General features: G+C 71.0%; 20 protein-coding genes. 3 read left to right on the forward strand and 17 right to left on the reverse strand.

The genetic code is table 11. From position 1 onward, the window contains the following. Positions 1–46: 46 nt before the first annotated feature. Positions 47–637 carry a hypothetical protein gene (locus tag ACW9TB_RS04970; protein ID WP_472746724.1) on the reverse strand — a complete coding sequence of 197 codons (591 nt, stop codon included), beginning with the start codon at positions 635–637 and terminating at the stop codon, positions 47–49. Between the two features lie 167 nt (positions 638–804). Here ACW9TB_RS04970 and ACW9TB_RS04975 point away from each other — a divergent pair, with 167 nt between their 5' ends. Further along, a complete protein-coding gene (locus ACW9TB_RS04975) occupies positions 805–2,091 on the forward strand; it encodes a hydroxyacid-oxoacid transhydrogenase (protein WP_472746725.1) in 1,287 nt (428 codons plus the stop codon). Between the two features lie 302 nt (positions 2,092–2,393). Here the strand turns inward: ACW9TB_RS04975 and ACW9TB_RS04980 are convergent, their stop codons facing one another. From ACW9TB_RS04980 to ACW9TB_RS05000, 5 genes are all read right to left on the reverse strand, one after another. After that, positions 2,394–2,843: an SRPBCC family protein gene (locus ACW9TB_RS04980; RefSeq protein ID WP_472746726.1), complete on the reverse strand. Its 450-nt coding sequence runs from the start codon at positions 2,841–2,843 to the stop codon at positions 2,394–2,396. Then, on the reverse strand, positions 2,827–3,210 hold the full coding sequence (locus tag ACW9TB_RS04985; RefSeq protein WP_472746727.1) for an ArsR/SmtB family transcription factor: 384 nt from the start codon (positions 3,208–3,210) through the stop codon (positions 2,827–2,829). Before ACW9TB_RS04985 ends, ACW9TB_RS04980 begins: the two co-directional genes overlap by 17 nt. 359 nt (positions 3,211–3,569) lie before the next feature. Continuing rightward, positions 3,570–4,358 carry an ABC transporter permease gene (locus ACW9TB_RS04990; protein WP_472746728.1) on the reverse strand — a complete coding sequence of 263 codons (789 nt, stop codon included), beginning with the start codon at positions 4,356–4,358 and terminating at the stop codon, positions 3,570–3,572. A gap of 11 nt (positions 4,359–4,369) precedes the next feature. Beyond that, positions 4,370–5,173: an ABC transporter permease gene (locus ACW9TB_RS04995; RefSeq protein ID WP_472746729.1), complete on the reverse strand. Its 804-nt coding sequence runs from the start codon at positions 5,171–5,173 to the stop codon at positions 4,370–4,372. 10 nt (positions 5,174–5,183) lie between these two features. After that, positions 5,184–6,161, reverse strand: a complete 978-nt coding sequence (locus ACW9TB_RS05000; RefSeq protein ID WP_472746730.1) for an ABC transporter ATP-binding protein — start codon at positions 6,159–6,161, stop codon at positions 5,184–5,186. Positions 6,162–6,783: 622 nt separating this feature from the next. Here ACW9TB_RS05000 and ACW9TB_RS05005 point away from each other — a divergent pair. After that, the gene (locus ACW9TB_RS05005; protein WP_472746731.1) at positions 6,784–8,247 is read left to right on the forward strand and encodes a condensation domain-containing protein; all 1,464 of its coding nucleotides are present in this window, start codon (positions 6,784–6,786) and stop codon (positions 8,245–8,247) included. Positions 8,248–8,358: 111 nt separating this feature from the next. On the opposite strand, the gene ACW9TB_RS05010 is transcribed toward ACW9TB_RS05005, so the two are convergent. Then, a complete protein-coding gene (locus tag ACW9TB_RS05010) occupies positions 8,359–9,249 on the reverse strand; it encodes an NAD(P)-dependent oxidoreductase (protein WP_472746732.1) in 891 nt (296 codons plus the stop codon). 3 nt (positions 9,250–9,252) lie between these two features. Then, the gene (locus ACW9TB_RS05015; protein ID WP_472746733.1) at positions 9,253–10,194 is read right to left on the reverse strand and encodes an NAD(P)-dependent oxidoreductase; all 942 of its coding nucleotides are present in this window, start codon (positions 10,192–10,194) and stop codon (positions 9,253–9,255) included. Between the two features lie 184 nt (positions 10,195–10,378). On the opposite strand from ACW9TB_RS05015, the gene ACW9TB_RS05020 reads away from it, so the two are divergent. Continuing rightward, on the forward strand, positions 10,379–10,714 hold the full coding sequence (locus tag ACW9TB_RS05020) for a winged helix-turn-helix transcriptional regulator (RefSeq protein ID WP_472746734.1): 336 nt from the start codon (positions 10,379–10,381) through the stop codon (positions 10,712–10,714). Positions 10,715–10,734: 20 nt separating this feature from the next. On the opposite strand, the gene ACW9TB_RS05025 is transcribed toward ACW9TB_RS05020, so the two are convergent. From ACW9TB_RS05025 to ACW9TB_RS05065, 9 genes are all read right to left on the reverse strand, one after another. Next, positions 10,735–12,783 carry an anthranilate synthase family protein gene (locus tag ACW9TB_RS05025; RefSeq protein WP_472746735.1) on the reverse strand — a complete coding sequence of 683 codons (2,049 nt, stop codon included), beginning with the start codon at positions 12,781–12,783 and terminating at the stop codon, positions 10,735–10,737. Beyond that, entirely contained in the window at positions 12,780–13,457 is a 678-nt protein-coding gene (locus ACW9TB_RS05030; protein WP_472746736.1) for an isochorismatase family protein, read from the reverse strand. Before ACW9TB_RS05030 ends, ACW9TB_RS05025 begins: the two co-directional genes overlap by 4 nt. Before the next feature lie 135 nt (positions 13,458–13,592). After that, positions 13,593–14,363 (reverse strand): 2,3-dihydro-2,3-dihydroxybenzoate dehydrogenase, encoded by a 771-nt coding sequence (locus ACW9TB_RS05035; protein ID WP_472746737.1) that lies wholly within the window; start codon positions 14,361–14,363, stop codon positions 13,593–13,595. After that, on the reverse strand, positions 14,356–15,852 hold the full coding sequence (locus ACW9TB_RS05040) for an amidohydrolase family protein (protein ID WP_472746738.1): 1,497 nt from the start codon (positions 15,850–15,852) through the stop codon (positions 14,356–14,358). The genes ACW9TB_RS05035 and ACW9TB_RS05040 overlap by 8 nt, the downstream gene beginning before the upstream one ends. Further along, positions 15,849–16,202: a phosphopantetheine-binding protein gene (locus ACW9TB_RS05045; protein WP_472746739.1), complete on the reverse strand. Its 354-nt coding sequence runs from the start codon at positions 16,200–16,202 to the stop codon at positions 15,849–15,851. Before ACW9TB_RS05045 ends, ACW9TB_RS05040 begins: the two co-directional genes overlap by 4 nt. Before the next feature lie 7 nt (positions 16,203–16,209). After that, positions 16,210–17,901: a (2,3-dihydroxybenzoyl)adenylate synthase gene (locus ACW9TB_RS05050; RefSeq protein ID WP_472746740.1), complete on the reverse strand. Its 1,692-nt coding sequence runs from the start codon at positions 17,899–17,901 to the stop codon at positions 16,210–16,212. Continuing rightward, positions 17,902–19,053 (reverse strand): ketoacyl-ACP synthase III family protein, encoded by a 1,152-nt coding sequence (locus ACW9TB_RS05055; protein WP_472746741.1) that lies wholly within the window; start codon positions 19,051–19,053, stop codon positions 17,902–17,904. It lies immediately after the preceding gene. After that, positions 19,053–20,576 carry a salicylate synthase gene (locus tag ACW9TB_RS05060; protein ID WP_472746742.1) on the reverse strand — a complete coding sequence of 508 codons (1,524 nt, stop codon included), beginning with the start codon at positions 20,574–20,576 and terminating at the stop codon, positions 19,053–19,055. Before ACW9TB_RS05060 ends, ACW9TB_RS05055 begins: the two co-directional genes overlap by 1 nt. A gap of 359 nt (positions 20,577–20,935) precedes the next feature. Beyond that, on the reverse strand, positions 20,936–21,541 hold the full coding sequence (locus ACW9TB_RS05065) for a response regulator transcription factor (RefSeq protein ID WP_472746743.1): 606 nt from the start codon (positions 21,539–21,541) through the stop codon (positions 20,936–20,938). Positions 21,542–21,737: the final 196 nt, after the last annotated feature.

Genomic DNA, 21,737 nt, shown 5'->3' on the forward strand with positions numbered 1-21,737 from the left:
GCGAACCACCTCGCCTCCGGGTTTTCGGCCTGGTCCCCGGCGGCGGTCAGTTGTCCCAGGTGGCGTTTTTCAGGACCGTGGACAGGCCGGGGGTGGCCCACTGGTCGACGATGAGAATCTTCGACTGCGGCAGATACCACTCGCGCTGGGTGAACGTCGACTTCTGCCCGCCGTCGGCGTACGACACGCACCGGCCGGGCCAGACCCGGTAGTGCGCCCTGTGGGCGACACCGATGTTCCGGTAGCCGACCGCGATCGCCTTGCCGATGACCTGGCCGTACTTGGGGTTGGTCGCGCAGAGGGCCACGTCGGACGCCGGGTAGTACGGGCCCTGCGTGGGGTCGTAGCGCCGGAAGCCCTCTCCCCCGTGCCTGAGAGCCGTCGGTCCCATGATCCAGAAGCTGTCGCACCTGGGCTGGAAGTAGCCGCCGTTGGGCCGCGCGCAGGCTCCGGTCACCACCCGGACCCGGTCGGCGGTCCCGTACACGCGCCACGAGCTCGGGATCTCCAGGGTCAGCCCGCCGCGCAGGCGCAGCGGCGCGGTGGAGGACGCGGCGGAAATGGCGGACGCGGGGAGCTGGGCCGCCAGCACGACGGCTCCGGCGACGGCGGCCAGCGTGATCGTTCTCTTCGTCATGGCGGCGATGCTATTGATCCGGACTTGCGGTTGATTTGCAGGATCCTTGCGTACGGAAGGCCGACAGGCGGGTGAGTGGACGGGCGCTACATACCGGCCGGTATCCTCGCTGACGCGGATGGCCCCGTCCGATGGCACCGGCGAGAGTCGCGAGAGAGGAGCCGGGCGTGTTCAGTACTCCGAGCGACCCCGAGTCCGTTTTCACCTACGGCGCCCCCGCCCTGAAGTTCGGGCCGGGCGCCTCGGCCGAGATCGGCTTCGATCTCGGGCAGTACGGCGTGCGCCGCGTCCTCGTCGTCACCGACCCGGGGGTGGCCGCGACCGGCGCGCCGCGGCGGATCGCCGAGCAGCTCGCGGGCTTCGGCATGGAGGCGCGCGTGTACGACGGCGTACGCGTCGAGCCGACGGACGAGAGCCTGCTCGCGGCCGTCGGGCACGCCCGCGCCTCCGGCCCGTGGGACGCGTTCGTCGCCGTCGGGGGCGGGTCGAGCATCGACACCGCCAAGGCGGTCAACCTGCTCACCACCAACCCGGGCGAGCTGATGGACTACGTCAACGCGCCCGTGGGAGGCGGCCTGGCGCCGTCACGGCCGCTCAAGCCGCTGGTCGCGGTGCCCACGACCACGGGTACCGGGTCGGAGAGCACCACGATCTGCGTGCTCGACGTGCTCGACCTGAAGGTCAAGACGGGGATCAGCCACGCCCGGCTCCGCCCGGTCCTCGCGGTCGTCGACCCGGACCTGACGATCTCCCAGCCTCCGGAGGTGACCGCCGCCTCCGGGATGGACATCCTCTGCCACGCCCTGGAGAGCTACACCGCCCGCCCGTACACCTCCTACGAGCGCAGGCGGCCCGAGGAGCGCGTCCCGTACTGCGGGTCGAACCCGGTGGCCGACATGTGGTCCGAACGGGCGCTGCAGTTGCTCGCGCGGTCCTTCCGCGCCGCCGTACGCGACGGGGACGACAGGGAGGCGAGGGCGCGGATGGCGCTGGCGGCGACGTTCGCGGGGCTGGGGTTCGGCAACGCGGGCGTGCACATCCCGCACGCCAACGCCTACCCGATCGCCGGGCGCGTCAGGGACTTCCGTCCCGGGGGGTACCCGGGGGACGAGCCGATGGTGCCGCACGGGATGGCCGTCGCGCTGACCGCGCCCGAGGCGTTCAGGTTCACCTTCGAGGCGGGGCCGGAACGGCATCTGCGGGCGGCCGAGCTGCTCGACCCGTCCGCCGCCAGGCCCGACGACCTCGCGGAGTTCCTGCCCGGCGTGCTGACGGGGCTGATGCGCGACGTCGGGATGCCCAACGGCATCGGCGGCGTCGGATACACCGAGGCGGACGTGCCCGCGCTCGCGGAGGGGACGATGAGGCAGCAGCGGCTGCTCGCCACCGCCCCGCGCCCGGTCGACGAGGACGACGCGGCCGGGATCCTGACCCGCTCCCTCACCCTCTGGTGAGGGGATGACGTACGGGCGGCGTCACCTGTCCGCCCTCGTCCTCCCACGTCGCCTCTCCGTCGTTCGAGGTGGCCGGGGGGCTGCAGCGGTGAGGATTCCGGCCGGGCCGGTGGTGGCCTCGGGCGTGACGGCCAGCCCGAGCGCGTTCGCGGCGATCTGCGCCTGGCCCACCTGCAGACGCTCGACGGCATCCCAGCCACGAAGCGGGCACGGCACCGACGAAGGACAGAACAAGCCCGGCAGCGGCGACGCCGATGAACCGAACGCCCAGGAGGAACCCGGCGGCTCCGGCGGTATCGGGTCTATAGAGTCGCATCGATCTGGCGGGCCATACGCGCCCAGGTCTCGGCGGTACGGTCGATGAAATCGATCCACCTGCTGTCCATCTCGTGCACCAGGGTGAGCACGCACCCGTCGCCGGCCGGCTCGATGTCGATCGTGACCACCGAATGCTCGCCGTCCTCCGGCAACCAGGTGAACACCAGGCGGCGGGGACGGTCGATCTGCAGGTAGGTGCCGGTCGGGCCGTCCTGGTCCTCGTCGCGGCTGTCGATGAAGGTGAAGGTGCCGCCCACGCGCGCGTCGATCGTCACGCTCGTCAGCTCGGTGCCCGGCGACGACTCGGCGAGGGCGGCCGCCATCCACTGCCCGACGAGTTCGGGATCGAGCCAGGCGTCGAACACCGCTTCCGGCGACGCCGCGAAACGATGCGTGACCTTCGCCGTGATGAGGTCGTCAGTTCGTTCGGTCATGAGCTACCTGTTCCTTTTCGTCGGTGTTCCGGGCGCTGAGGAGGGCGTCCATCGCCGCCATGCCGCTGCTCCAGAAGCGCTGGGTGTGCGCGATCCACTCGGCGGCACGGTCGAGCGCTTCGGGGCTCAGCGACAGCAGATGCTCGCGACCCGAGCGACGCCGGATCACGAGACCGGCGCTCTCAAGCGCCTGCAGGTGTTTCGACACCGAGTTGAGCGAGATCGAGAACGGTTCGGCCAGCGTCGTCACCCGCGCCTCGCCCTCGCCCAGTCGCTGGAGAATCGCGCGTCTGGTCGGATCGGCCAGCGCGAGGAAGACACGGTTCAACGCGGCCACGTCGGCATCGGCAGCATCCGGAATAGTCATATTGAGAGATGAATATGTCGCACCCAACGTTCATAGTCAAGGGTGAATGACGATGCGGACCGGTCGGTGCCGGTTCACGCGCTCCGGGGAGTGAGACCTCTCCTCGGCGTCCTCGGCGGCGGAATCACCTGAGCCGCCACCCGGCGAGGACAGGAAGCCACCGAACGATGTCACTCACACCGCCGACGGATCCTCCGACCGCGGACCGGGATCCACGACTCGCACGGCATGGGCTCCATGCTCTTCGCCGCCCTCGCCGACAACGACGCCTGACCAGCAGCTTCGGGAGCTCATTGCCCCTTTCGCGCGTATCCCGGCGATCCTCCTACGAGGGGGCGGATGATGGGTTTCGCGTGGTTTCAGTGCAGCATGACGCGTGCCCACCGTCTCCGGGCCACGACGAGGCCCAGCGCTCCCATGGCCAGGAGGTAGACCACGCTCACGAGCATGCTGGAATCGATCTGGCCGAGGGCGCAGCCCCGAAGCAGCTGGATGGCGTGGTAGAGGGGGAGCAGCTCCACGATGATCTGGATCACCCGGGGGTAGACGGTGACCGGGTAGAACGTCGTCGCGAAGAGGAACATCGGCAGCAGCACCAGCTGCACGTACTGGAAGTCGGTCCACGCCCTGATGCGCGTCGTCACGGCCAGTCCCGCGCTCCCGAAGGCGAAGGCGACGAGCAGCGTACCGGCCGCCGCGACAAGGGCGTCCGGCCAGGAGACCAGCCCGAAGAGCACGATCACGAGGAGGAACCCGATCGCGGTGATGAAGCCGCGCAGCACCGCCCAGGCCACCTCGCCGACGACGATCCCGGTGAGGGACACGGGGGTGGACAGGATCGCCCGGTAGTACCGCTCGTGGGTGAACTTGACGAAGGCGCCCTCCATCGTCTCGTGCAGGGCGCTGTTCATCACCGCCGTGGCGAGCAGGCCGGGCGCGACGAACGCGGCGTAGGAGACGTTCACCCCGTCGACGTCCCCGACGAGCTGACCGAGGCCGACGCCGATGGCCAGCAGGTACAGGATGGGCTCGAAGATCGAGTACATCGCCATGGTCCACGGGTTGCCCCCCGTGTGCACCCGCAGGTTGCGGAACACCAGGAAGTGCGCGCCACCCCAGCGAGGGACGATCTCCAGGTTCTGCGGCATGTCGAAACCCCTCAGACGTGGATGTGACGCCGGTACGTGGTCAGGGCCACCGCGACGCCCCCGGCCGTGAGCGCGGCCAGGTAGCCGACGTGGATCGCGGAGGTGAGAAGGGTGGCGGTCCCCAGGCTCAGGGTGCGGCACAGGTCGACGCCGTGCCACAGCGGCGTGACGTACGCCAGCGGGCGCAGCCAGCCGGGGAGCGTCTCGATGGCGAAGAAGGTCCCGGAGAACAGGTACATCGGCATCAGGACGAACCGGAACACCGTGTTGAGGGTGTTGAACTTCTCGACGGTCACCGTCCACGCCGCCAGCGGGGCCGCGAAGGCCATGCCGGTCAGCAGGGCGGCGGGCACGGTGAGCACGGCCCACGGAGACCGCGCGGCGCCGAAGGCCGCCATCACCACGGCGAAGGCCAGCGCGCTCGTCCCGATCCTGAACGCCATGAACAGCATGTGCCCGGCCATGATGTCGCGGGGTTCCAGCGGGGTCGCGGCGACCACCAGGTAACCCCTGCCCTGGCGCAGGGAGCTGTGCACCACGAACGCCGCCTCGACGTAGGCGTTCTGCATCGCCGCGGCGGCGAGCATCCCGGGGGCGAAGAACTCCAGATAGGTCAGGCCGCCCAGTGACGCGGGGTCCACCAGCTGTCCGAGCCCGGCGCCGATGGCCACCAGGAAGAGCAGCGGGTTCGCCACGCTGATGACGATCGTGCCCTTCCAGGAGCGGCGGTAGCGGAGCATCCACGAGGAGAACTCGCGCAGGAACATGGGCATGCGTCGTCCGCCTCGGTCCGTCAGGGTCGGGAACGTGGACATGTCATCCGCCTCAGTCCGTCAGGGTCCGGCCGGACAGCCGCAGGAACACGTCCTCCAGCGTCGATCTCCGGACAAGCGCGGTGATCGGGGTCATCCGCGCGGCGGTGACCTCGGCCAGTGCCGCCTCGCCGTCGTGCGTGTAGACCAGCACCCGGTCGGGCAGGACCTCCACCCGCTCCCCCTCCCCCGGGCTGACCAGGTCGTGGAGCTTCTCCGCGGCCTGCTCGTGCTCGTCGATCCCGAACCTCAGCTCCAGGACCTCGCGCGTGGAGTGCCGCTGGATGAGCTCCCGGGGTGACCCCTCGTCCGCGATGAGTCCCTTGTCCATCACCACCAGGCGGTCGCACAGCTGCTCGGCCTCGTCCATGTAGTGGGTGGTGAGCAGCAGCGTCACCCCCTGCTGCTTCAGCCTGAACAATCGGTCCCACAGCACGTGCCGCGCCTGCGGGTCGAGCCCGGTGGTCGGCTCGTCGAGCAGGAGGATGTCCGGTTCGTTGATCAGGGAGCGGGCGATCGTCAGCCGTCGCCGCATGCCGCCGGACAGCGCCCCCAGGGTCTCGCCCGCCTTCTCCTCAAGTTGCGCGAACTCCAGCAGGCGCTCCGCCCGCTCCCTGATCACGCGGCGGGGCAGCCCGAAGTAGAGGCCGTACATCGTGAGGTTCTCGCGCACGGTGAGGTCGGGGTCCAGCACGTCGTCCTGCGGGACCACTCCCAGGCGCGCCCGGATCCTCCGGCCGTCGCGCGCGGGGTCCATGCCGAGGATCCGCAGGGTTCCGGCTGTGGCCGGGGAGACGCAGCCGAGCATGCGCATCGTCGAGGACTTTCCCGCCCCGTTGGGACCGAGGAACCCGAAGGCCTCCCCCGGGTTGACGTGGAAGTCGATCCCGGCCACGGCCTGGAACCCGGCGCCCCGCCTGTCTCTGGGCGGGTACGTCTTCCTGAGCCCCTCCGCCTCGATCAGCGGTGTCACACCGTCGTCGCCCGCCATGGACACCTCGACTCTCCGGCACGACCAGTCGTCTTACCTATAGATCACAGAATCTTCAAGACGTGATTTTGCAAGAGTTAGCGCAGACTGCGCAATATATTTACCCGACGGCGGAACGTCACACAGCGGGTCGGGCGCCCCGGGGACGACACCCCGTGAGCGCCACCCGTGGACGCGCCCAGGGCAGCACACCCTCCCGGGCTCAGGACCGTCTCACGGGTCAGGGCCGCGGAGACTCTTCCTTGGGAAAGGACGCGGCGGGCTCTCCGGACGCACCCTTCCGGTCCCCACCGGAGCCCGTCAAAGTGCGGGACAAAGTGGCGTTCTGGGCAGAATCGCGGCACACCTAAAGAGCTTGCGGGCTTTTCTCAAGTTGTTTCGAATTAAAGCGCATATTGTGCATCCAGAGCGCGCGTCCTACGATCGCAGCCAGCGCGAGGAAAGGGAGGCCGAAGACATCCGCGAGCGGGCTTTATGACATAAGGACCTGACCGTCTGACCGGCGCGGCCTGTCATGAATGACCGAAACCCGTCGCGTCCACTTTCCATTAGAGAGTTCTGTGCTTTCGCGGTTAATAACACGTTAATTACGTCTTATGTGCATGAAGGACGGACGATGCGCATGTCTCACCCTGTCAAGGCGTCCCACCCCGTCAAGGCGTCCCACCCCGTCAGGGCGTCCCACCCCGTCAGGGCGTTTCACCGTGTCACGGTGGCCTTCCGCGCGCCGTACGAGGATCGGGGGCCCCTGACGTGGGGACAGACGGCGATCTGGGAGGTCCTGCGCTGGCTTCCGCCGGGGGACGCCTCGCTGAACCTGCTCGCCGTGTGCGAGGTCGAGCCCGGCCGCGACGTCGACGACGTGCTCGCCGCCGTCCGCGCGCTCGTCGAACGCCACGACGCCCTGCACACGCTGTTCCCCCCGGGCGACCGGAACGGAGGGAGACCCGTCCAGGTGGTCCTGCGCTCGGGGGAGCTGGAGGTCGCCGTGCACGAGACGGGGACGCGGAACCCCGCCGTCGTGGCGGCGTACGCCGGGGCGAGGCTGCGTGACGTGCCGTTCGACGTCGGCGGGGAGTTCCCGCTGCGGGTCGCGGTGGTGATCACGGGGGGCGTCCCGGTCCGGGTGGTCCTGGTCATGAGCCACCTGGCGGTCGACGGGTGGAGCCTGAAGATCGTCTGCGACGACCTGAGGTCGCTCCTCTCGGTTCCGGCCGTCCTCGGGCCTCCGGGGGAGCAGCCCCTGGGACGCGCCGCCTACGAGACCTCGGAACGTGCCAGGCGCCGGGAGCGGCGGGCCTTCGACTACTGGACCGGGGCCGTGCGCGAGCTGCCGCGCGTCTGGCTGGAGGACCTCAGGCAGGGCGGCGAGGCCAGGCAGGAGTGGTCCGAGATCCGCTCCCGCGCCCTCTCGCGGGCGATCCGCGAGCTGGCCGCGCGCGCGGGCGTCACCCCCGGCATGGTGCTCCAGGCCACCGTCGCGCTGCTCCTCGGCCTGCGCAAGGGCGAGGACGACGTCGCGCTGCGGCTCATCGTGTCCACCCGCTTCAAACCGGAGACGCGGCGCTTCGTGGGAGCCTTCAACCAGAACGCGCTGCTGCGGCTCCGCCTGCGCCACGAGTCGTTCTCCGGGTTCCTGTCCCACGCCGGAAGGGCCGCGCTCGCGGCGTACGGCACCTGCGAGTACGACCCCGTCCGGCTGGAGGAACTCGTCGCCCGCGTCACCGCGGAACGCGGCATCGGCACGGACGGATACTGCTTCTACAACGACATCAGGTTCGACGCCCCGGCCGTGCCCGCCGGGCGCCCCCTGTCCCCGCCGGAGTACGACGCCCTGCTGGACGAGACGGAGCTGGTGGAGCCGCTTCACGACACCGACCAGAAGGGCGCGACGTTCTTCCTGTACGTCCACGAGCTGTCCGAGCGCGCGGTGCTCACCCTGTGCGCCGACCGGCGGTTCCTGGGGCCGGACGGGCCCGCCGCCTTCCTCCTGGACCTGGAGTGGCTGGCCGTCGAGGCGCTCCACACGGACGCCGGGCCGCCCCGGCTCGCCGAGGCCCTGGCGAGACGGCGCGGGAAGGGGTGACGGCGTCCGGAGTTCACGGCTCCCGGGGTGACCGCGAGCGCGCCGGGGATCCGCGCCCGGTGATCCCCAGCCACCTCGGCTCGGCTCGGCCGGAAGGCTACCGGCCGCCGGTCACGATGCCGGTACGGGCCTCGTGAGCACCTCCGTCAGGCGGGAGAAGCTGTCGCCGCCCTGACCTGCGTCGATCGCCCGCCGGGCGACGGCCTGGGCCGCGCTCAGCACACCCGTGTCGATCCCCCGGTCCCTGGCCGCGTGGATGATGTGCTCCATACCGGCGGAGGCCGACAGGATGGTGGACTGGTCGCCCGGGTGCTCGCCGTCGTCGACGTGCCGCGCGAACTCGTCGATGATGTCGGGCAGCAGGGCGCCGATCCCCTTGGCGAGCGGCGCGAGGTCCCCGGCCGTGATGTTCTCGGCGGACGCCAGGGCGAAGGCGTGGACGAGACCGCTCATGGACGTCCAGAAGAAGTCCAGCAGGGCCACGTCGTGCGCCGCCGCCCGCCCGGGGTCCGCGCCGAGGTACGCGGAGGTGCCGCCCAGGGCCGCCAGCGTCTCCCGGTGTGCCCGGTAGACCTCTTCCGGCCCGCTGTACAGGACGACGGCCGCCGGTCCTCCGATGGTCGGCGTCGGGGTCATGATGGCGCCGTCGAGATAGCCGATGCCGCGCTCGGCGGCCCACCCGGCCATGAGGCGTGCGCGTTCCGGCGTGTCGGCGGTGAGGTTGACCAGCGTGCGGCCCTTCAGCGCGTCGGCGGCCGGGTCGGCGATCGCCTGCGCGGCGTCGTAGTCGATCACGCAGGCGATCGTCAGCGGGCTCGCCGCGACCGCGTCGGCGACCGTGTCCGCCCGGGTCGCTCCCCGGGCGGCGAGGGCGTCGGCCCTGGCGGCCGTGCGGTTCCACACGGTCGTGGGGTGGCCCTTCGCGAGGAACGCCCCGGCCAGCGCCTGGCCCATCGGTCCCAGGCCGAGAACCGTCACCGGTGCGAGATGGTCGTGGGTCATCCCCTACTCCGATCCGGCGTCCTGAACCCTCACGGGGCCCGTACGGAGCAGCTCGATCAGGACGGAGAGGTCGCCGCCGCCCCGGTTCGCGGCGACACCTCGGCGGAGCAGCGTCCCCATGGGCTCCACGAGTTCGGTGCTGACGCCCTGGTCCCTGCTGGCGTCCAGCAGGTTGACGTACGCCTCCGCCTGCATCTCCAGGTTCGAGGCGGTGGCGGAGTGGTCGCCCGCGTCGTACGCCTTCGCCATCGCGGGGAGGCTGGTGGTCATGGCGTTGAGCCACGAGACCACCATCGGCGCGAACTCCGCCGCCGGGACCTTCTCCGAGCCGACCATGGCGACGGCGTGGAAGAAGCCGCCGAACATGCCGTACATCGCGCTGAGCAGCGCGATGTCGTACAGCGACGCCCGGCCCGCGTCCTCGCCCAGGTAGTTGGCGGCGCCCATGACCGACAGAGTCCGCTCGTGGGCGGTGAACGCCTCGGGCGATCCGCTGTACAGGACGAGCGATCCGGGGCCCCCGATCATCGGGGGGACCGCCATGATGCCGCCGTCCAGGTAGTCCGCCCCCTGAGCGGACACCCATCGGGCCAGCTCTCGCGCCTGGCGGGGGGTGCCGTTGGTGAGGTTCACCAGGGTCCGGCCCGCCAGGACGCCGGTCACGCCTGAGGTACCCGGAGCGTCGAGGATGTCCGTGACATCGGAGACGCCGGACGCGCCCGGTGCGCCGAGGACGTCGCGCACCGCGTCGTAGTCCAGCACGCAGACCACGACGATCGGGCTCGCGGTGATCGCCTCGGCGGCGGTGGCGGCCTCGGTCGCGCCGCGCGCCGTGAGCTCCCCGCCCTTCCCGGCGGTACGGTTCCATACGGTCGTGGGATGGCCGTTGTCCAGGAAGGCCCCGGCCAGCGCCCTTCCCATCGCCCCCAGACCGATGACTGTCACCGGCGGACGGTCTTCGGTAGCCATTTATCCCCCTATTTCATGCGATGTCGACATAAGAAGGTCCCAGTCCCGGATCCCTTCGAGACCCCGGCTGGGACGTTTCGATGCTGTCGTGTCGCTGAAACTTCCTCAAGTACCTACTATTTTGTTAGGTACTTACCTTTTTGTAAGGATGGAGCGTGGGATGAAGAAGCGGACCTACTCGTGCGGGCTCGACGCCGCCGTCGACGTCGTGGGCGGCAAGTGGAAGGCGCTGGTCCTGTGGGCCCTCCACTACGAGCCCCTCCGGTTCGGCGAGCTGAGCCGGAGGGTGTCGGGCATCAGCGAGAAGATGCTGATCCAGCAGCTCAGGGAGATGGAGTCGTACGGCCTGGTGCACCGCGAGGTCTATCACCAGGTTCCGCCGAAGGTGGAATACTCGCTGACCGAGTTCGGCCACTCGCTCAACACCGCGCTCCTCCCGCTCGGCGACTGGGGCGAGCATCACATGGAGACCATCAAGGCCCTCCCCCGCCCCTGAGCGCCCGCCGGGTGGCAGGCTCACCGCGAGGGCCCGGCTCCGGACTGGACGGGAGATTCGGCGCGTACCAGCAGGTCGCCGAGGACCTCGCCGAGGATCTCCACGCCGTTGCGGGTCAGCACCGACGCGGGGTGGAACTGCACCGAGACGAAGCCGGGGCCGCGCAGCGCGTGGACCTCGTCGCCCGACGCCTCCCTGAACACCTCGACCGTGCCCTCGCGGTCCGGGCAGGGGAACCGGTCGGCGGAGCTGCGGGCGGCGAAGGTGTTGTAGAAGCCCACCAGCTCCGTACGCCCCAAGAAGTCGATCTTCCGCTGCACCCCCTGGTTGGGGAACGGGTTGCGCCTGATCTCCAGCCCGAGCAACGTGCTGAGGACCTGGTGGCCGAGACAGACCGACAGGAAGGGGATGCCCAGCTCCAGCAGGCGCCGCGTCACGTCCCTGAGATGGGCGATCTTGGGATCGGCGTGGTCCCTCGGGTCACCGGGACCCGGGCCGACGATGACCAGATCGTGCTCCTCCAGCCGGTAGTCCTCGTCGAACCTGCGTACGCTCACCTCGCACCCCAGCGCGGCGAGCTGGTGCCTGGCCATCGCGGTGAAGGTGTCCTCCGCGTCGATCACCAGCACCCTGCGTCCGACCAGCCTCGGCACGAGGTGCCTCCGGTTGTCCGGGCCCTCGAACCAGAACCCGGCGAGCGGCGCGTTCCGCTCGATCAGCGCCCGCCGCACCCGTGGATGGGTCCCCATGTCCGCCACCGGCGCGGGGGCCCCGGCGCCGCCTCCCGGCGCGTGGCGCAGCGCCTCCAGCAGCCCGGCCGCCTTCGTCCGGGTCTCCTCCGCCTCGGAGGCCGGGTCGGAGTCGCGGACCAGCGTGGCGCCGACGGCGATCCGCATCCGGCCCGACGCGTCGATGTCGGCGGTACGGATGACGATCGCGGAGTCCAGCGCCCGCCCGCCCGTCTCGTCCCGGCCGATCAGCGCGACCATGCCCGCGTAGTAGTCCCGGCCCTCCGGCTCGTAGCGGCTGATCACCCGGCAGGCGCTCTCCAGCGGGCCGCCGGTGACCGTGGGCGCGAACATGGTCTCGCGCAGGATGTCCCGGACGTCCAGCGAGCTGCGCCCCTCGATCAGGTACTCGGTGTGCGCCAGCCGCGCCATCTGCTTGAGGTACGGGCCCACCGTGCGGCCACCGAGGTCGCACACCCGGCCCATCATCTTCAGCTCCTCGTCGAGCACCATGTAGAGCTCGTTCGCCTCCTTGCCGTCGGCCAGGAAGCCGAGCACCCCGCGCACCTCGGGGCCCTCCGCCGGATACCGGTAGGTGCCGCTGATCGGATTCATCACCACGGTGCCCGCGTCGAGGCTGATGTGCCGCTCGGGCGAGGCGCCGACGAAGGTACGCCCGCCGGTGTGGATCACGAAGGTCCAGTGGCAGCCGGGGTCCCTGCCGAGCAACCGCCGGAAGAAGGCCAGCGCCGTACGGGTCGACCAGTTGGTGATCTCGGCGGAGAACGACCGCTTGATGACGAAGTTCGCGCCCGTTCCCCGGCCGATCTCCTCGGAGAGCACCCGGCGCACGGTGGCCGCGTACTCCTCGTCGTCGGAGTCGAAGTCCCCCTCGCCCAGCTCGATCGGCCCGTCGGGGAGCCGGTCGAGGACCTCGCTCACCGGCAGCACGGCCTGGTCGACGACGGTCATCGCGAGCAGCGGGGCCTCGTCGTCGGGGAACGCGTACCCGCGCTCGCCGATCTGCCGGTACGGCAGCATCGCGAGCACCTCGTGCCGGGCACCGGCGCCTCGGGGGTCGTCGGGGTCGTCGTCGGGCGGCAGTGGGATGTCCGCGATGCGGCCCACCTCGGTGGTCTCCCCGACGAGCAGATCGAGCCGGTCCGCCCCGGTCGAGCCGGGACGGTGCAGCAGGGCGAAGGGGGGCGCGTCCGGACCGAGGATCCGGTCGAGCAGGGTCGTCCCGGTCGTCTCGGTAGTTCCAGTTGTTCCAGTCGTTCCGGTTGTCTTGGTAGTTCCAGTCGTTCCGGTCGGCCCGGTCGTTCCAGTTGTTCCGGTCACTGTCCCGCTCCTTCCAGGGTCGTCCGGTCCGTGACCGCCTCGTCCAGCGTCGCCAGCGTGGACCGGGTGGACAGCGTCACCGAGCATCTCGACGCCACGTACTCCAGCGCCCGCCGGTGGTACTCCCGCGAGAAGTCGGCCACCGCGTCCGCCACCACGAAGGTCTGGATGTCCTGGGAGAAGCCCTCGTGGGCGGTCATCAGGATTCCGACGTGGGCGTACACCCCGCAGATCACCAGCTGGTCGCGGCCCCGCCCGCGCAACAGGTCGAGCAGGCCGGTACGGCAGAACGCGCTGGGCCGCCACTTGGTGAACACGACGTCGGACCCGGCCGGGGCCACCCGGTCCAGGATCGTCCGGTGCTCCGGGTCGGCGCTCATCCCCGGGCCCCAGAAGTCCTTGAGCAGGCCGCGCTGCTCGTCGGTCATCCCGCCGGGCTGGGCGGTGTAGACGACCGGCGCGCCGAGCGCGGCGAAGCGCGTCCGCAGGGCCACGACGTTCTCCACCAGGTCCGTCGTGGGGGCCTGCCCGCGCGGGAACGGGCTCAGGAAGTAGTTCTGCATGTCGTGGACGAGCAGCACCGCGCGATCGGGATCGACGGTCCAGCCCGCGACGTTCTCTGGCAGCTCGTCCTCGGTCGGCATGGGATAGGAGTCGATCGCCGGGATCGCCATGGTGTGCCTCCGTTCTTCGTGAAGTGCCGGTCTCTCGGCCGGTCCTCGGTGTCGTTCTCGGCCGTTCTCTCGGTCGGTCTCCCGGCCGTTCTCCCGGGTAGGCCGGGCGCCGGTTCCGACGTGCCCGGGTCGTTCTCAGTTGCCGAGGGCGGCGCCGCCGTCGACCGTGAGGTCCTGAAGGGTGATGTGCGCGGCGCGGTCGGAGAGCAGGAACAGCACCGCGTCGGCGATGTCGGCGGGCCGCGCCAGCCGTCCCATCGGGATGCCGACCCGGAAGGTCTCCGGGGCGCCCTCGATGGAGACCCGCAGCGCGTCTCCCCCGGCCCACAGCGAGGTCAGCATCGGCGTGTCGGTGGAGCCGGGGGCGACCACGTTGCACCGGATCCCGTGCTTGGCGAGCTCCAGCCCCAGGCATTTGGTGAAGCTGCTCGCCGCGGCCTTGGACGCCGCGTAAGCCGCCATGTTCCAGCGCGGTGTCCCGGCCGCGTTGGAGGCCAGCGTGACGATCGCCCCGGACTCGCGGGGGATCATCCGGTTGGCCACCGCCCTGCTGACGTGGAACACCCCGGTCGCGTTGACCGCGAACGTGGTGTCCCAGTCGTCGTCGGTGAGCGAGGCCCCCGCGCCGACGCGCAGCACCCCGGCGGCGTTGACCAGGTAGCCGATCGGCCCCAGCTCGCGTTCCGCCCGCTCCACCACGTCGTCCACCTCGGCGCTGGAGGCGACGTCCGCGACGAAGCCCCGGACGCGGTGCCCGGCCTCGGAGAGTTCCCCGACGAGCGGGTCCAGCGCTTCGGCGTTCGCGTCCACCGCCGCGACGGCGACGCCCTCGGCGGCCAGCGCCCGCACCACCGCCTCGCCGATACCGCCCGCCGCCCCGGTGACCAGGGCTGTTCTGTCACGCATCGGTGGTACCTCCTCGTCGGCGGGCCGCGCGGGTCAGCGTGGCGACCAGGTCGGGATCGACACCGAGGCAGCGCACCGAGAAGGTCCCGAGTGCCTCGACGTAGTCGGCTTCGAGCTCGTCCTCGTCGAACCCGGTGGCCCTGCCGCCCTCCACCAGCGTCCGGCCCGCGACGATCACGGTGTCCACGTCCGCCGATCCGCCGAGCGCGAGGAAGCTCTCCAGCGGGCGCGGGTTGAGCAGGTAGCGCCAGTCGTCGGCGGGGACCAGCAGCAGGTCCGCCTGCTTGCCCGCCTCGATACTGCCTATCTCCCCGGCCCAGTCCAGCCCTCGGGCCGGGAGCCGGGTGGCCATCGCCAGCGCGTCGGTCGGCAGCACCTCGGTCGGGTCGGCGTACATCTCGTTGTAGATCTGCCAGGTGACCCGCATGGCCTCGGCCATGCCGCCGACCGGCAGCGCGGCGCCGTCGGTGGACAGCGAGACGTCCAGCCCGGCGCGCCGGAACTCCGGTATCGCCCGGGTCTCGGTCAGCGAGGACTCCCCCGCCGGGCCGTACTTCGCCGGGGAGTGGCTGATGTGCGCGTTCGCCGCGACGAGCATCTCGCGCTCCTCGTCGTCGGCGAACGCGCAGTGCACCGCCATGAACCGGCCGGAGAGCAGGCCGAGCTCGGCGAACCGGCGTACCGGGGTCGTGCCGTAGTAGCTCCGCATCACCTCGGCCTCGTTGCGCAGCGCGCCGACGTGTGTCGCGAACGGTACGTCGTACCTGGCGACGAGCTCGGCGAGTCCGGTGCCCAGCTCGTCGGTCATGGTGATCCCGTAGACCGAGGTCGGCCTCGCCCGTACCAGCCCGCCCGGGTCCTTCGCGTGGTCGCGCAGCAGGTCCTCGATCCGCCGCAGCACCGCGTCGGTGTCGCGGGTCCTGCGGAAGCGGGACTCGCCGGGGGGGCACACCGCGTCGCTCGCCCAGGTGCTGACCGCGCAGCGCATGCCGAGGTGGCGGGCGGCCGAGGCCAGCGCCTCAGGCCGGTTGAACGAGCCCACGTCCCCGAGGGTGGTCGCGCCGGAGCGCAGCTGGGTCCACATCGAGTAGCGGGCGATCGCCTCGGCCTCGTCCGGGGTGAGCAGGTCGATCCGGTCGTGGAAGGAGTCGAAGACGGCCGAGACCTGCTGGAGGTCGCCGCCCAGTGCCATGAACGCGGGCCTGTCGTCGCGGTCGGCCGCGGGCCGCAGCGCCCCGTTGAAGGGGAACCGCATGGCGAACAGGTCGTGCCAGTGCGCGTTGACGAAGCCGGGCAGGATCATCTTCCCCCGGGCGTCGATCGTGCGCAGGTCCTCCCGGTGCCGGGGCTCCAGGGCGGCATCGACCTCCTCGGCGGTCCCGGCGGCGACGATCCGCTCGCCCTCGACGAGTACGGACCCGCCGGGGACGACCCGCGCCTCCGCGTCGGCCGGGTAGAGGCAGCCGCCCCGGATCAGCAGCGCGCTCATCCGGCGGCCTCCCCCGATGTCACCCGCCGAGCCTGCCGGACCTGCCGGGCCTGCTGAACCTGCTGGCCCTGCTGAGCCTGCTGGGTCTGCTGGGTCTGCTGGGTCTCCCAGGACGCGTGCAGGTGTCTCTGCCACGCGTCGACGGTCGGCTCGGCGGCGAGCGCGCCGAACTCCACGGCGATGCCCTGACGGCGCCACCGGGTGACGAGCCGCATCATCTCCAGGGATCCGAGTCCGAGGAAGACGAGGTTGGCGTCGCCGGTGATCTCGCCGGGCTCGGTTCCGATGATCGTCGCGATGGTCCGCCGCAGGTCGTCGGCCTCGGGCGGTCGTGAGATGTCGCGTTCCATGTCTGGCTCACCTTTCCTGGCGTTCGGGGATGGGTTCTGCGGGCGCCCAGTGGCGGGACAGGGCCGGGTCCCTCGCGGCGGCGGCGAGCACCTTCTTGTCGATCTTGCCGAGCGGGGTGAGCGGGAAGTCGTCGACGAACTCCACGCGGTCAGGCAGCTTGAACTCGGCCAGCCCGCGCTCGTGCAGCGCCCGCTTCAGCTCGGCCAGTGCCGGTTTCTCGCCCCGCTCGCCCCGCTCGCCTCGGTGGACGAGGAACGCGTAGGTCCGTTCGCCGAGGAACTCGTCGGGGACCGGGACGACCGCCGCCCCGGCGACCGACGGGTGGGTGAGCAGGTGCCCCTCCACCTCCCCGGCCGCGATCTTGTCCCCGCCACGGATCACGACGTCCTTCAGCCGTCCCTCGATGACCAGGTTTCCCTCGGAGGTCAGCCGGGCCAGGTCACCGGTGCGGTAGAAGCCGTCCTCGGTGAAGGCCCGCCGGTTGTGCTCCTCGGCGCGGTAGTAACCGCGCAGGGTGTACGGGCCACGCGTGAGCAGCTCGCCGGTTACGCCCTCGGGCACCTCCGCGTCCCGCTCGTCGACGATCCGCACCTCGTCGGCCGGTGAGACCGGCCGTCCCTGGGTGTCCACGACGGACCCGGGATCGTCGCCCTTCCTGGACATGGAGAGCAGTCCCTCGGCCATGCCGAACACCTGCTGGAGGCGGCAGCCCAGCTCGGGCTCGATCCGCGCGGCCAGCTCCGGCTGGAGCCTGGCCCCGCCGATCTGCAGCACGCGCAGGCTGGACAGGTCCGCCTCGCCCCACGCCGCCTCCTCCAGCCAGAGCTGCGCCACGGTGGGGACGACCGAGGTGACGGTGACCCGCTCCCGCTCGATCGCGCGGAAGCACTCCTCCGCGACCGGGCTCTCGGCGAGCACGACCGTACCGCCGGAGCCGAGCGTGCCGACGACCCCCGGGCAGCCCCAGGTGAAGTTGAACTCCACCGGCAGCGCCGCCAGGTAGACGTCGTCCGCGCCGAGCTCACAGAGCTCGGCCACCGCCCTGGTCTGGTACGCGTAGTCGTCGTGCGTGCGCGGGATCAGCTTGGGCAGCGCGGTGGTCCCGCCGGAGAGCAGGAAGAACGCCACGTCCGACGGGTCGCCGCCTCCGGGCAGCGGGACCGGGTCGGCGTCCACCCGCGCGAGCGGGATCACCGTCTCGCCGTCTGTCCCCGACTCCTCGTCCCCCAGTACGAAGATCCGGCGCAGGCCCGGCACCTCGTCGCGCATCCGCAGGGCGAGCGCGGTGTGGTCGAACCCGCGATGGACACCGGGGACGACGTACCCGGACGCACCGGACAGCTCGCACAGGTGCCTGATCTCGTTGGCCCGGTGCGACGCCAGGGAGAACACCGGTGTGGCACCCACCCTGAAGAGCGCGAAGGCCACGATGACGAACTCGGGGACGTTGGGCAGCTGCAGGACGATCCGGTCACCGGGCTCGACCCCGAGCCGGTGGAAACCCGCCGCCATCCGGTCGACCCGGTTCTCCAGGTCCCGGTAGGACAGCCGCAGCTCCCCGCCGACCAGCGCCGTACCGTCTCCGAAGGCGCGGGCCCAGGTCCTCGGGAGGTCGCCGAGGCGATCCCCGCGCCAGAGGCCCTCACGCCGGTAGAGCTCGGCGAACTCCTCGGGCCACGGTGTGCATCCGTCAAGCATCTACCGGCCTCCGTTCTCCGGCTTCCCGGGCTCGTGGTTCTCGTTCTGAGGTTCGTGGCTCTGGAATTCGTGACCCTGAAGTTCGGGATCCTGAAGGTCGTGGCCTCGGAGGTCGTGGTTCTCCGGCTCGTACGGGGCGACGATCTCCACGACCGCGCATCCGGCCTCCATCCCGGGGGCGCTGCCGATGAGCAGTACGTGGTCGCCGGGGACGACCTGCCCGCTCGTCCACAGGTGTTCCAGGCCGATGAACGGGTCGGCGGCTCCGGCGTGCCCGATCCCCCGGGTGAAGTCCCACAGACCCCGGTCCGCGTCGATCCCCAGGGGGTCGAGGAACATGGCCTCCAGGGAGCCCCGCGCGAAGCCGGTGTGGCAGACGCGGGTGACCTTCTCCATGGAGATCCCGGCCTCCTCCAGCGTCCGGTCGGCCGCCTCGGCGACGCACTCGCCGAAGTGCCCCATGGGGGGCGCGACGCCCTCCGCCCACTGCCGACGCCAGTAGTCGCTGCGCTCCTCGAAGTTCAGCGAGCGGCCGATCGTGATGCCGGGCGGGAAGAGCACCTCCCCGCCTCGGTGCAGCTCCTCCATCCCGGGGTTGGAGACCGTCCCGAAGGCCAGCACCCGGGCGAAGCCGCCGCGCCGCGACACCACCGCGGCGGCACCGCCGTCCGCGAGCAGGAACATCCTGGAGGCCCGCCACCGGTCCACCAGCGGGGTGGAGAAGTTGTCCCCGGCGGTCAGCAGCACGGCGTCCTTCTCGCGGTCGGCGATCAGCCGGTGCGCGGCCATCTCAAGGCTCGCGATCATGCCGAGGCAGCCCTGCCGGACCTCCAGGGCGGTGATCGGCCGGTTCAGCGTCCCGCGCAGCACGTAGTGCGGCGCCGACCAGCCGTCCGGTCCCTGGTGGTAGCTGTCGCTGTGCAGCAGCGCGCCGAAGTCGTCCGGCCCGTGGTCCGACCGGCGCAGCGCGATCCTGGCCGCGCGGGCCGCCATCTCCGGTGCCGGTGTCTCTCCGGCCACCATCACGGCCTCCATCCCGGAGGCCTCGCGGTCGGCCCGGTCGTACCAGGACTCCCGGACCGCGTGCTCGGTGGTCACCACGGGGGGCAGGTACGTGCCCACCCCGGCGAGGTAGATGTCGTCGACCCTCATCACGCACCCCCCTCACCGACGGAAACACCGACGGAAACACCGACGGGAGCACCGACGGGAGCACCGACGGGAGCACCGACGGGGACGCTGGCCGGAACACTGACGGGAGCGCTGGCGGGGACGTTGGCGGGCGCGCTGGCGGGCGCGCTGGCCGGAACGCTGACAGGGGCGCTGGCGGGGACGCTGGCGGGGACGCTGGCCGGGACCAGATAGCGCGCCACGCTGTCGAGCTTCTCGCAGGTCTCCTCGAACTCCCGCTCGGGAGTGGACTGCCCGACGATTCCGGCCCCGGCGCGCAGCCAGGTGCGGCCGTCCTGGCGGTAGGCGCTGCGCAGTACGAGCGCCGCGTCCATCTCGCCGGTGTGGTCGACGGTCAGCACGGCCCCGCTGTACAGGCCGCGCGACTCGGGCTCGTGCCTGCGGATCGTGGTGTACGCGGCCTCCTTGGGCACGCCGGACGCGGTCACCGCGGGGAAGACCGCGCCGAAGGCGTCCCACGCCCTGAGGCCGGGGGCGAGCCTGCCGGACACCCGGGAGGCGAGGTGCTGGACGCTGCCGCGCTCGCGGATCGCCATGAACTCCGGCACCTCGACCGAGCCGGGCACGCAGACGTCGACGAGCTCGTCGGTACCGACCTTCACCGAGATCGCGTGCTCGTAGACCTCCTTGGCGGAGGCCAGGAGGTCGGCGCGCAGGCTCTCGTTCTCGACCAGGTCGGAGGTGAGCGCCCGGGTCCCGGCCAGCGGCTGGCTGACCACGCGGCCGTCCGCGGACACCTTGACCACGATCTCCGGGCTGAACCCGGCCGTCTCCACACCACCGAGGTTGAGCAGGAACGACCGCGCGGGGTTGTTGCCCCGGCGCCCGGCCAGGTAGGTGGCGATCAGGTCGATGTCCTCGTCGACGTCGACGACCCGCGACAGGATGACCTTGTGCAGGTCGCCCTGGTTGATCTCCTCGACCGCGAGCTTCACCGCCATCCGGTACGCGTCCTCGCCGAGTTCGCGTACGTCCAGCGGCTTCGGCCGTTCCTCGACGGTCTCCCCGGGGCTGGAGATCGTCTCCAGCAGCGCGGTCAGCGTCTCCTGGTCGGCGGCGCGAAGGTGGGCGTGGCCGTCCTCGATGCGGACCTCGGCCTTCGGGACCACGAGGTGCAGCAACCGGCCGTCACCGACGTGATCCCGTTCGCCCTCCTTGGCGTAGGAGAGCTCGAAGGCCGCCCAGCCGTAGGCGCGCCAGCCGGGAACCTTCACGGTGTCGAGCAGCCGGGCCACCTGGTGCAGGGGCCGGTCGCTCCAGGGCAGGACGACGTCGGGCTCGTTCTCCTGGGCCAGCCGGGCGCCGGTGCGGTCCAGCGTGACCTCGGCCCGCGCGCCCCCCGCGTAGGACCACTTCCCCCCGCTCTCGTACACGACGTACGCCGAGTGCGGGCCGGAACCGGCGAGCCGGGCCGCGACCCGCGCCGGTTCCTCGGAGAGCGGGACCTGCGTCTCGAAGTAGTGCAGCCACCTGTTGGAACTCATCTGCGGCATCCTTTCCTGGCGGTTACCAGCAATTACGCTATGCCGGTAACAAAATCAGGACAACGGGGCCGCGATAAGACGTTCTTCTCGGGATGCGAAGGCGCGGCAGCGCGAATGAAACAGGAGAGGCGGAACGACGAGGACACGAACCCGGCCGGACCGGAAGACGGCCCCGGAGTAAGTGACCGGGAAAACGCGAGGTCACGACCGGTCAGGGAGCGGCGGGCGGGCCGAACGGGAACCCGGACCCGGCCCGATGACGACCGCGAAGACCGGTCTGGGTTAGGAAGGCCGGGGACGGCACGGGGTCACGGCCGTCCAGGCCGAGAAAACCGGGAAAACCGCGAGGTCGCGGCCGGTCAGATCCAGCCTGCCTCGGTGGCGATGCGGATGGCGTCCACCCGGTTCCTCGCGTTCAGCTTGGTGACTATCTTCGTGAGGTAGTTGCGCACGGTCCCGACGGACACGTGCATGACCGCCGCGATCTCCGGCGGCTCGGCGCCGCCCGCGGTCAGCCTCAGGACCTGGACCTCGCGTCCGGACAGCGGGTTCTCCCCGATGTCCCACGCGGTCAGCGCGAGCTGCGGGTCGACGATGCGGCGCCCCGCGGCCACCTCGCGGACCGCCTGGGCGAGGCGTTCCGACGGCGTGTCCTTGAGCAGGAAGCCGGACACCGACACCGAGAGGGCGCGGCGGAGCGTACCGGGCCGTCCCAGGCCGGTCAGGATCAGCGTCCGGCAGGTGGGCAGCTTCGCGTGGAGCTCCTCCGCCGCGGAGAGACCGTCGAGCACGGGCAGGTCGACGTCGATGATCGCGACATCGGGGCGCGTCTCGAGCGCGGTGGGCACGATCTGGTCCCCGCTGCCGACCTGGGCCACCACCGTCAGGTCGGGCTCGATGTCGAGCAGGGCGGCCAGCGCCCCGCGCACCATCGGCACATCCTCGGCGAGGAGGATCTTCAGCACAGTGGTACTCCTGTCCGGACGTCGGCTCCAGTGCGAGAAACGACGACCGGGCGCGGCGGGGTCTCTCGGTCTCGCGGGCGACTCAACGACCGATCCCGCGAGTGATCCCGCGGTCGACCCTGTGAGTGACTCTGCGAGGCGATTCCCATCCGCATACGCCCCGCCACCGTTCGAGCAAGCCGACTATACCAACCGA

This window comes from Streptosporangium sp. H13245 (assembly GCF_055690525.1).

Coding starts and splice junctions, on each gene's coding strand:
- ACW9TB_RS04995 (WP_472746729.1), bottom strand. CDS start 5,173: ATGTCCACGTTCCCGACCCTGACGGACCGAGGCGGACGACGCATGCCC.
- ACW9TB_RS04980 (WP_472746726.1), bottom strand. CDS start 2,843: ATGACCGAACGAACTGACGACCTCATCACGGCGAAGGTCACGCATCGT.
- ACW9TB_RS04985 (WP_472746727.1), bottom strand. CDS start 3,210: ATGACTATTCCGGATGCTGCCGATGCCGACGTGGCCGCGTTGAACCGT.
- ACW9TB_RS05040 (WP_472746738.1), bottom strand. CDS start 15,852: ATGAGCGCGCTGCTGATCCGGGGCGGCTGCCTCTACCCGGCCGACGCG.
- ACW9TB_RS04970 (WP_472746724.1), bottom strand. CDS start 637: ATGACGAAGAGAACGATCACGCTGGCCGCCGTCGCCGGAGCCGTCGTG.
- ACW9TB_RS05005 (WP_472746731.1), top strand. CDS start 6,784: ATGTCTCACCCTGTCAAGGCGTCCCACCCCGTCAAGGCGTCCCACCCC.
- ACW9TB_RS05060 (WP_472746742.1), bottom strand. CDS start 20,576: ATGAGTTCCAACAGGTGGCTGCACTACTTCGAGACGCAGGTCCCGCTC.
- ACW9TB_RS05055 (WP_472746741.1), bottom strand. CDS start 19,053: ATGAGGGTCGACGACATCTACCTCGCCGGGGTGGGCACGTACCTGCCC.
- ACW9TB_RS04990 (WP_472746728.1), bottom strand. CDS start 4,358: ATGCCGCAGAACCTGGAGATCGTCCCTCGCTGGGGTGGCGCGCACTTC.
- ACW9TB_RS05050 (WP_472746740.1), bottom strand. CDS start 17,901: ATGCTTGACGGATGCACACCGTGGCCCGAGGAGTTCGCCGAGCTCTAC.
- ACW9TB_RS05010 (WP_472746732.1), bottom strand. CDS start 9,249: ATGACCCACGACCATCTCGCACCGGTGACGGTTCTCGGCCTGGGACCG.
- ACW9TB_RS05000 (WP_472746730.1), bottom strand. CDS start 6,161: ATGGCGGGCGACGACGGTGTGACACCGCTGATCGAGGCGGAGGGGCTC.
- ACW9TB_RS05030 (WP_472746736.1), bottom strand. CDS start 13,457: ATGGCGATCCCGGCGATCGACTCCTATCCCATGCCGACCGAGGACGAG.
- ACW9TB_RS05035 (WP_472746737.1), bottom strand. CDS start 14,363: ATGCGTGACAGAACAGCCCTGGTCACCGGGGCGGCGGGCGGTATCGGC.
- ACW9TB_RS05045 (WP_472746739.1), bottom strand. CDS start 16,202: ATGGAACGCGACATCTCACGACCGCCCGAGGCCGACGACCTGCGGCGG.
- ACW9TB_RS05020 (WP_472746734.1), top strand. CDS start 10,379: ATGAAGAAGCGGACCTACTCGTGCGGGCTCGACGCCGCCGTCGACGTC.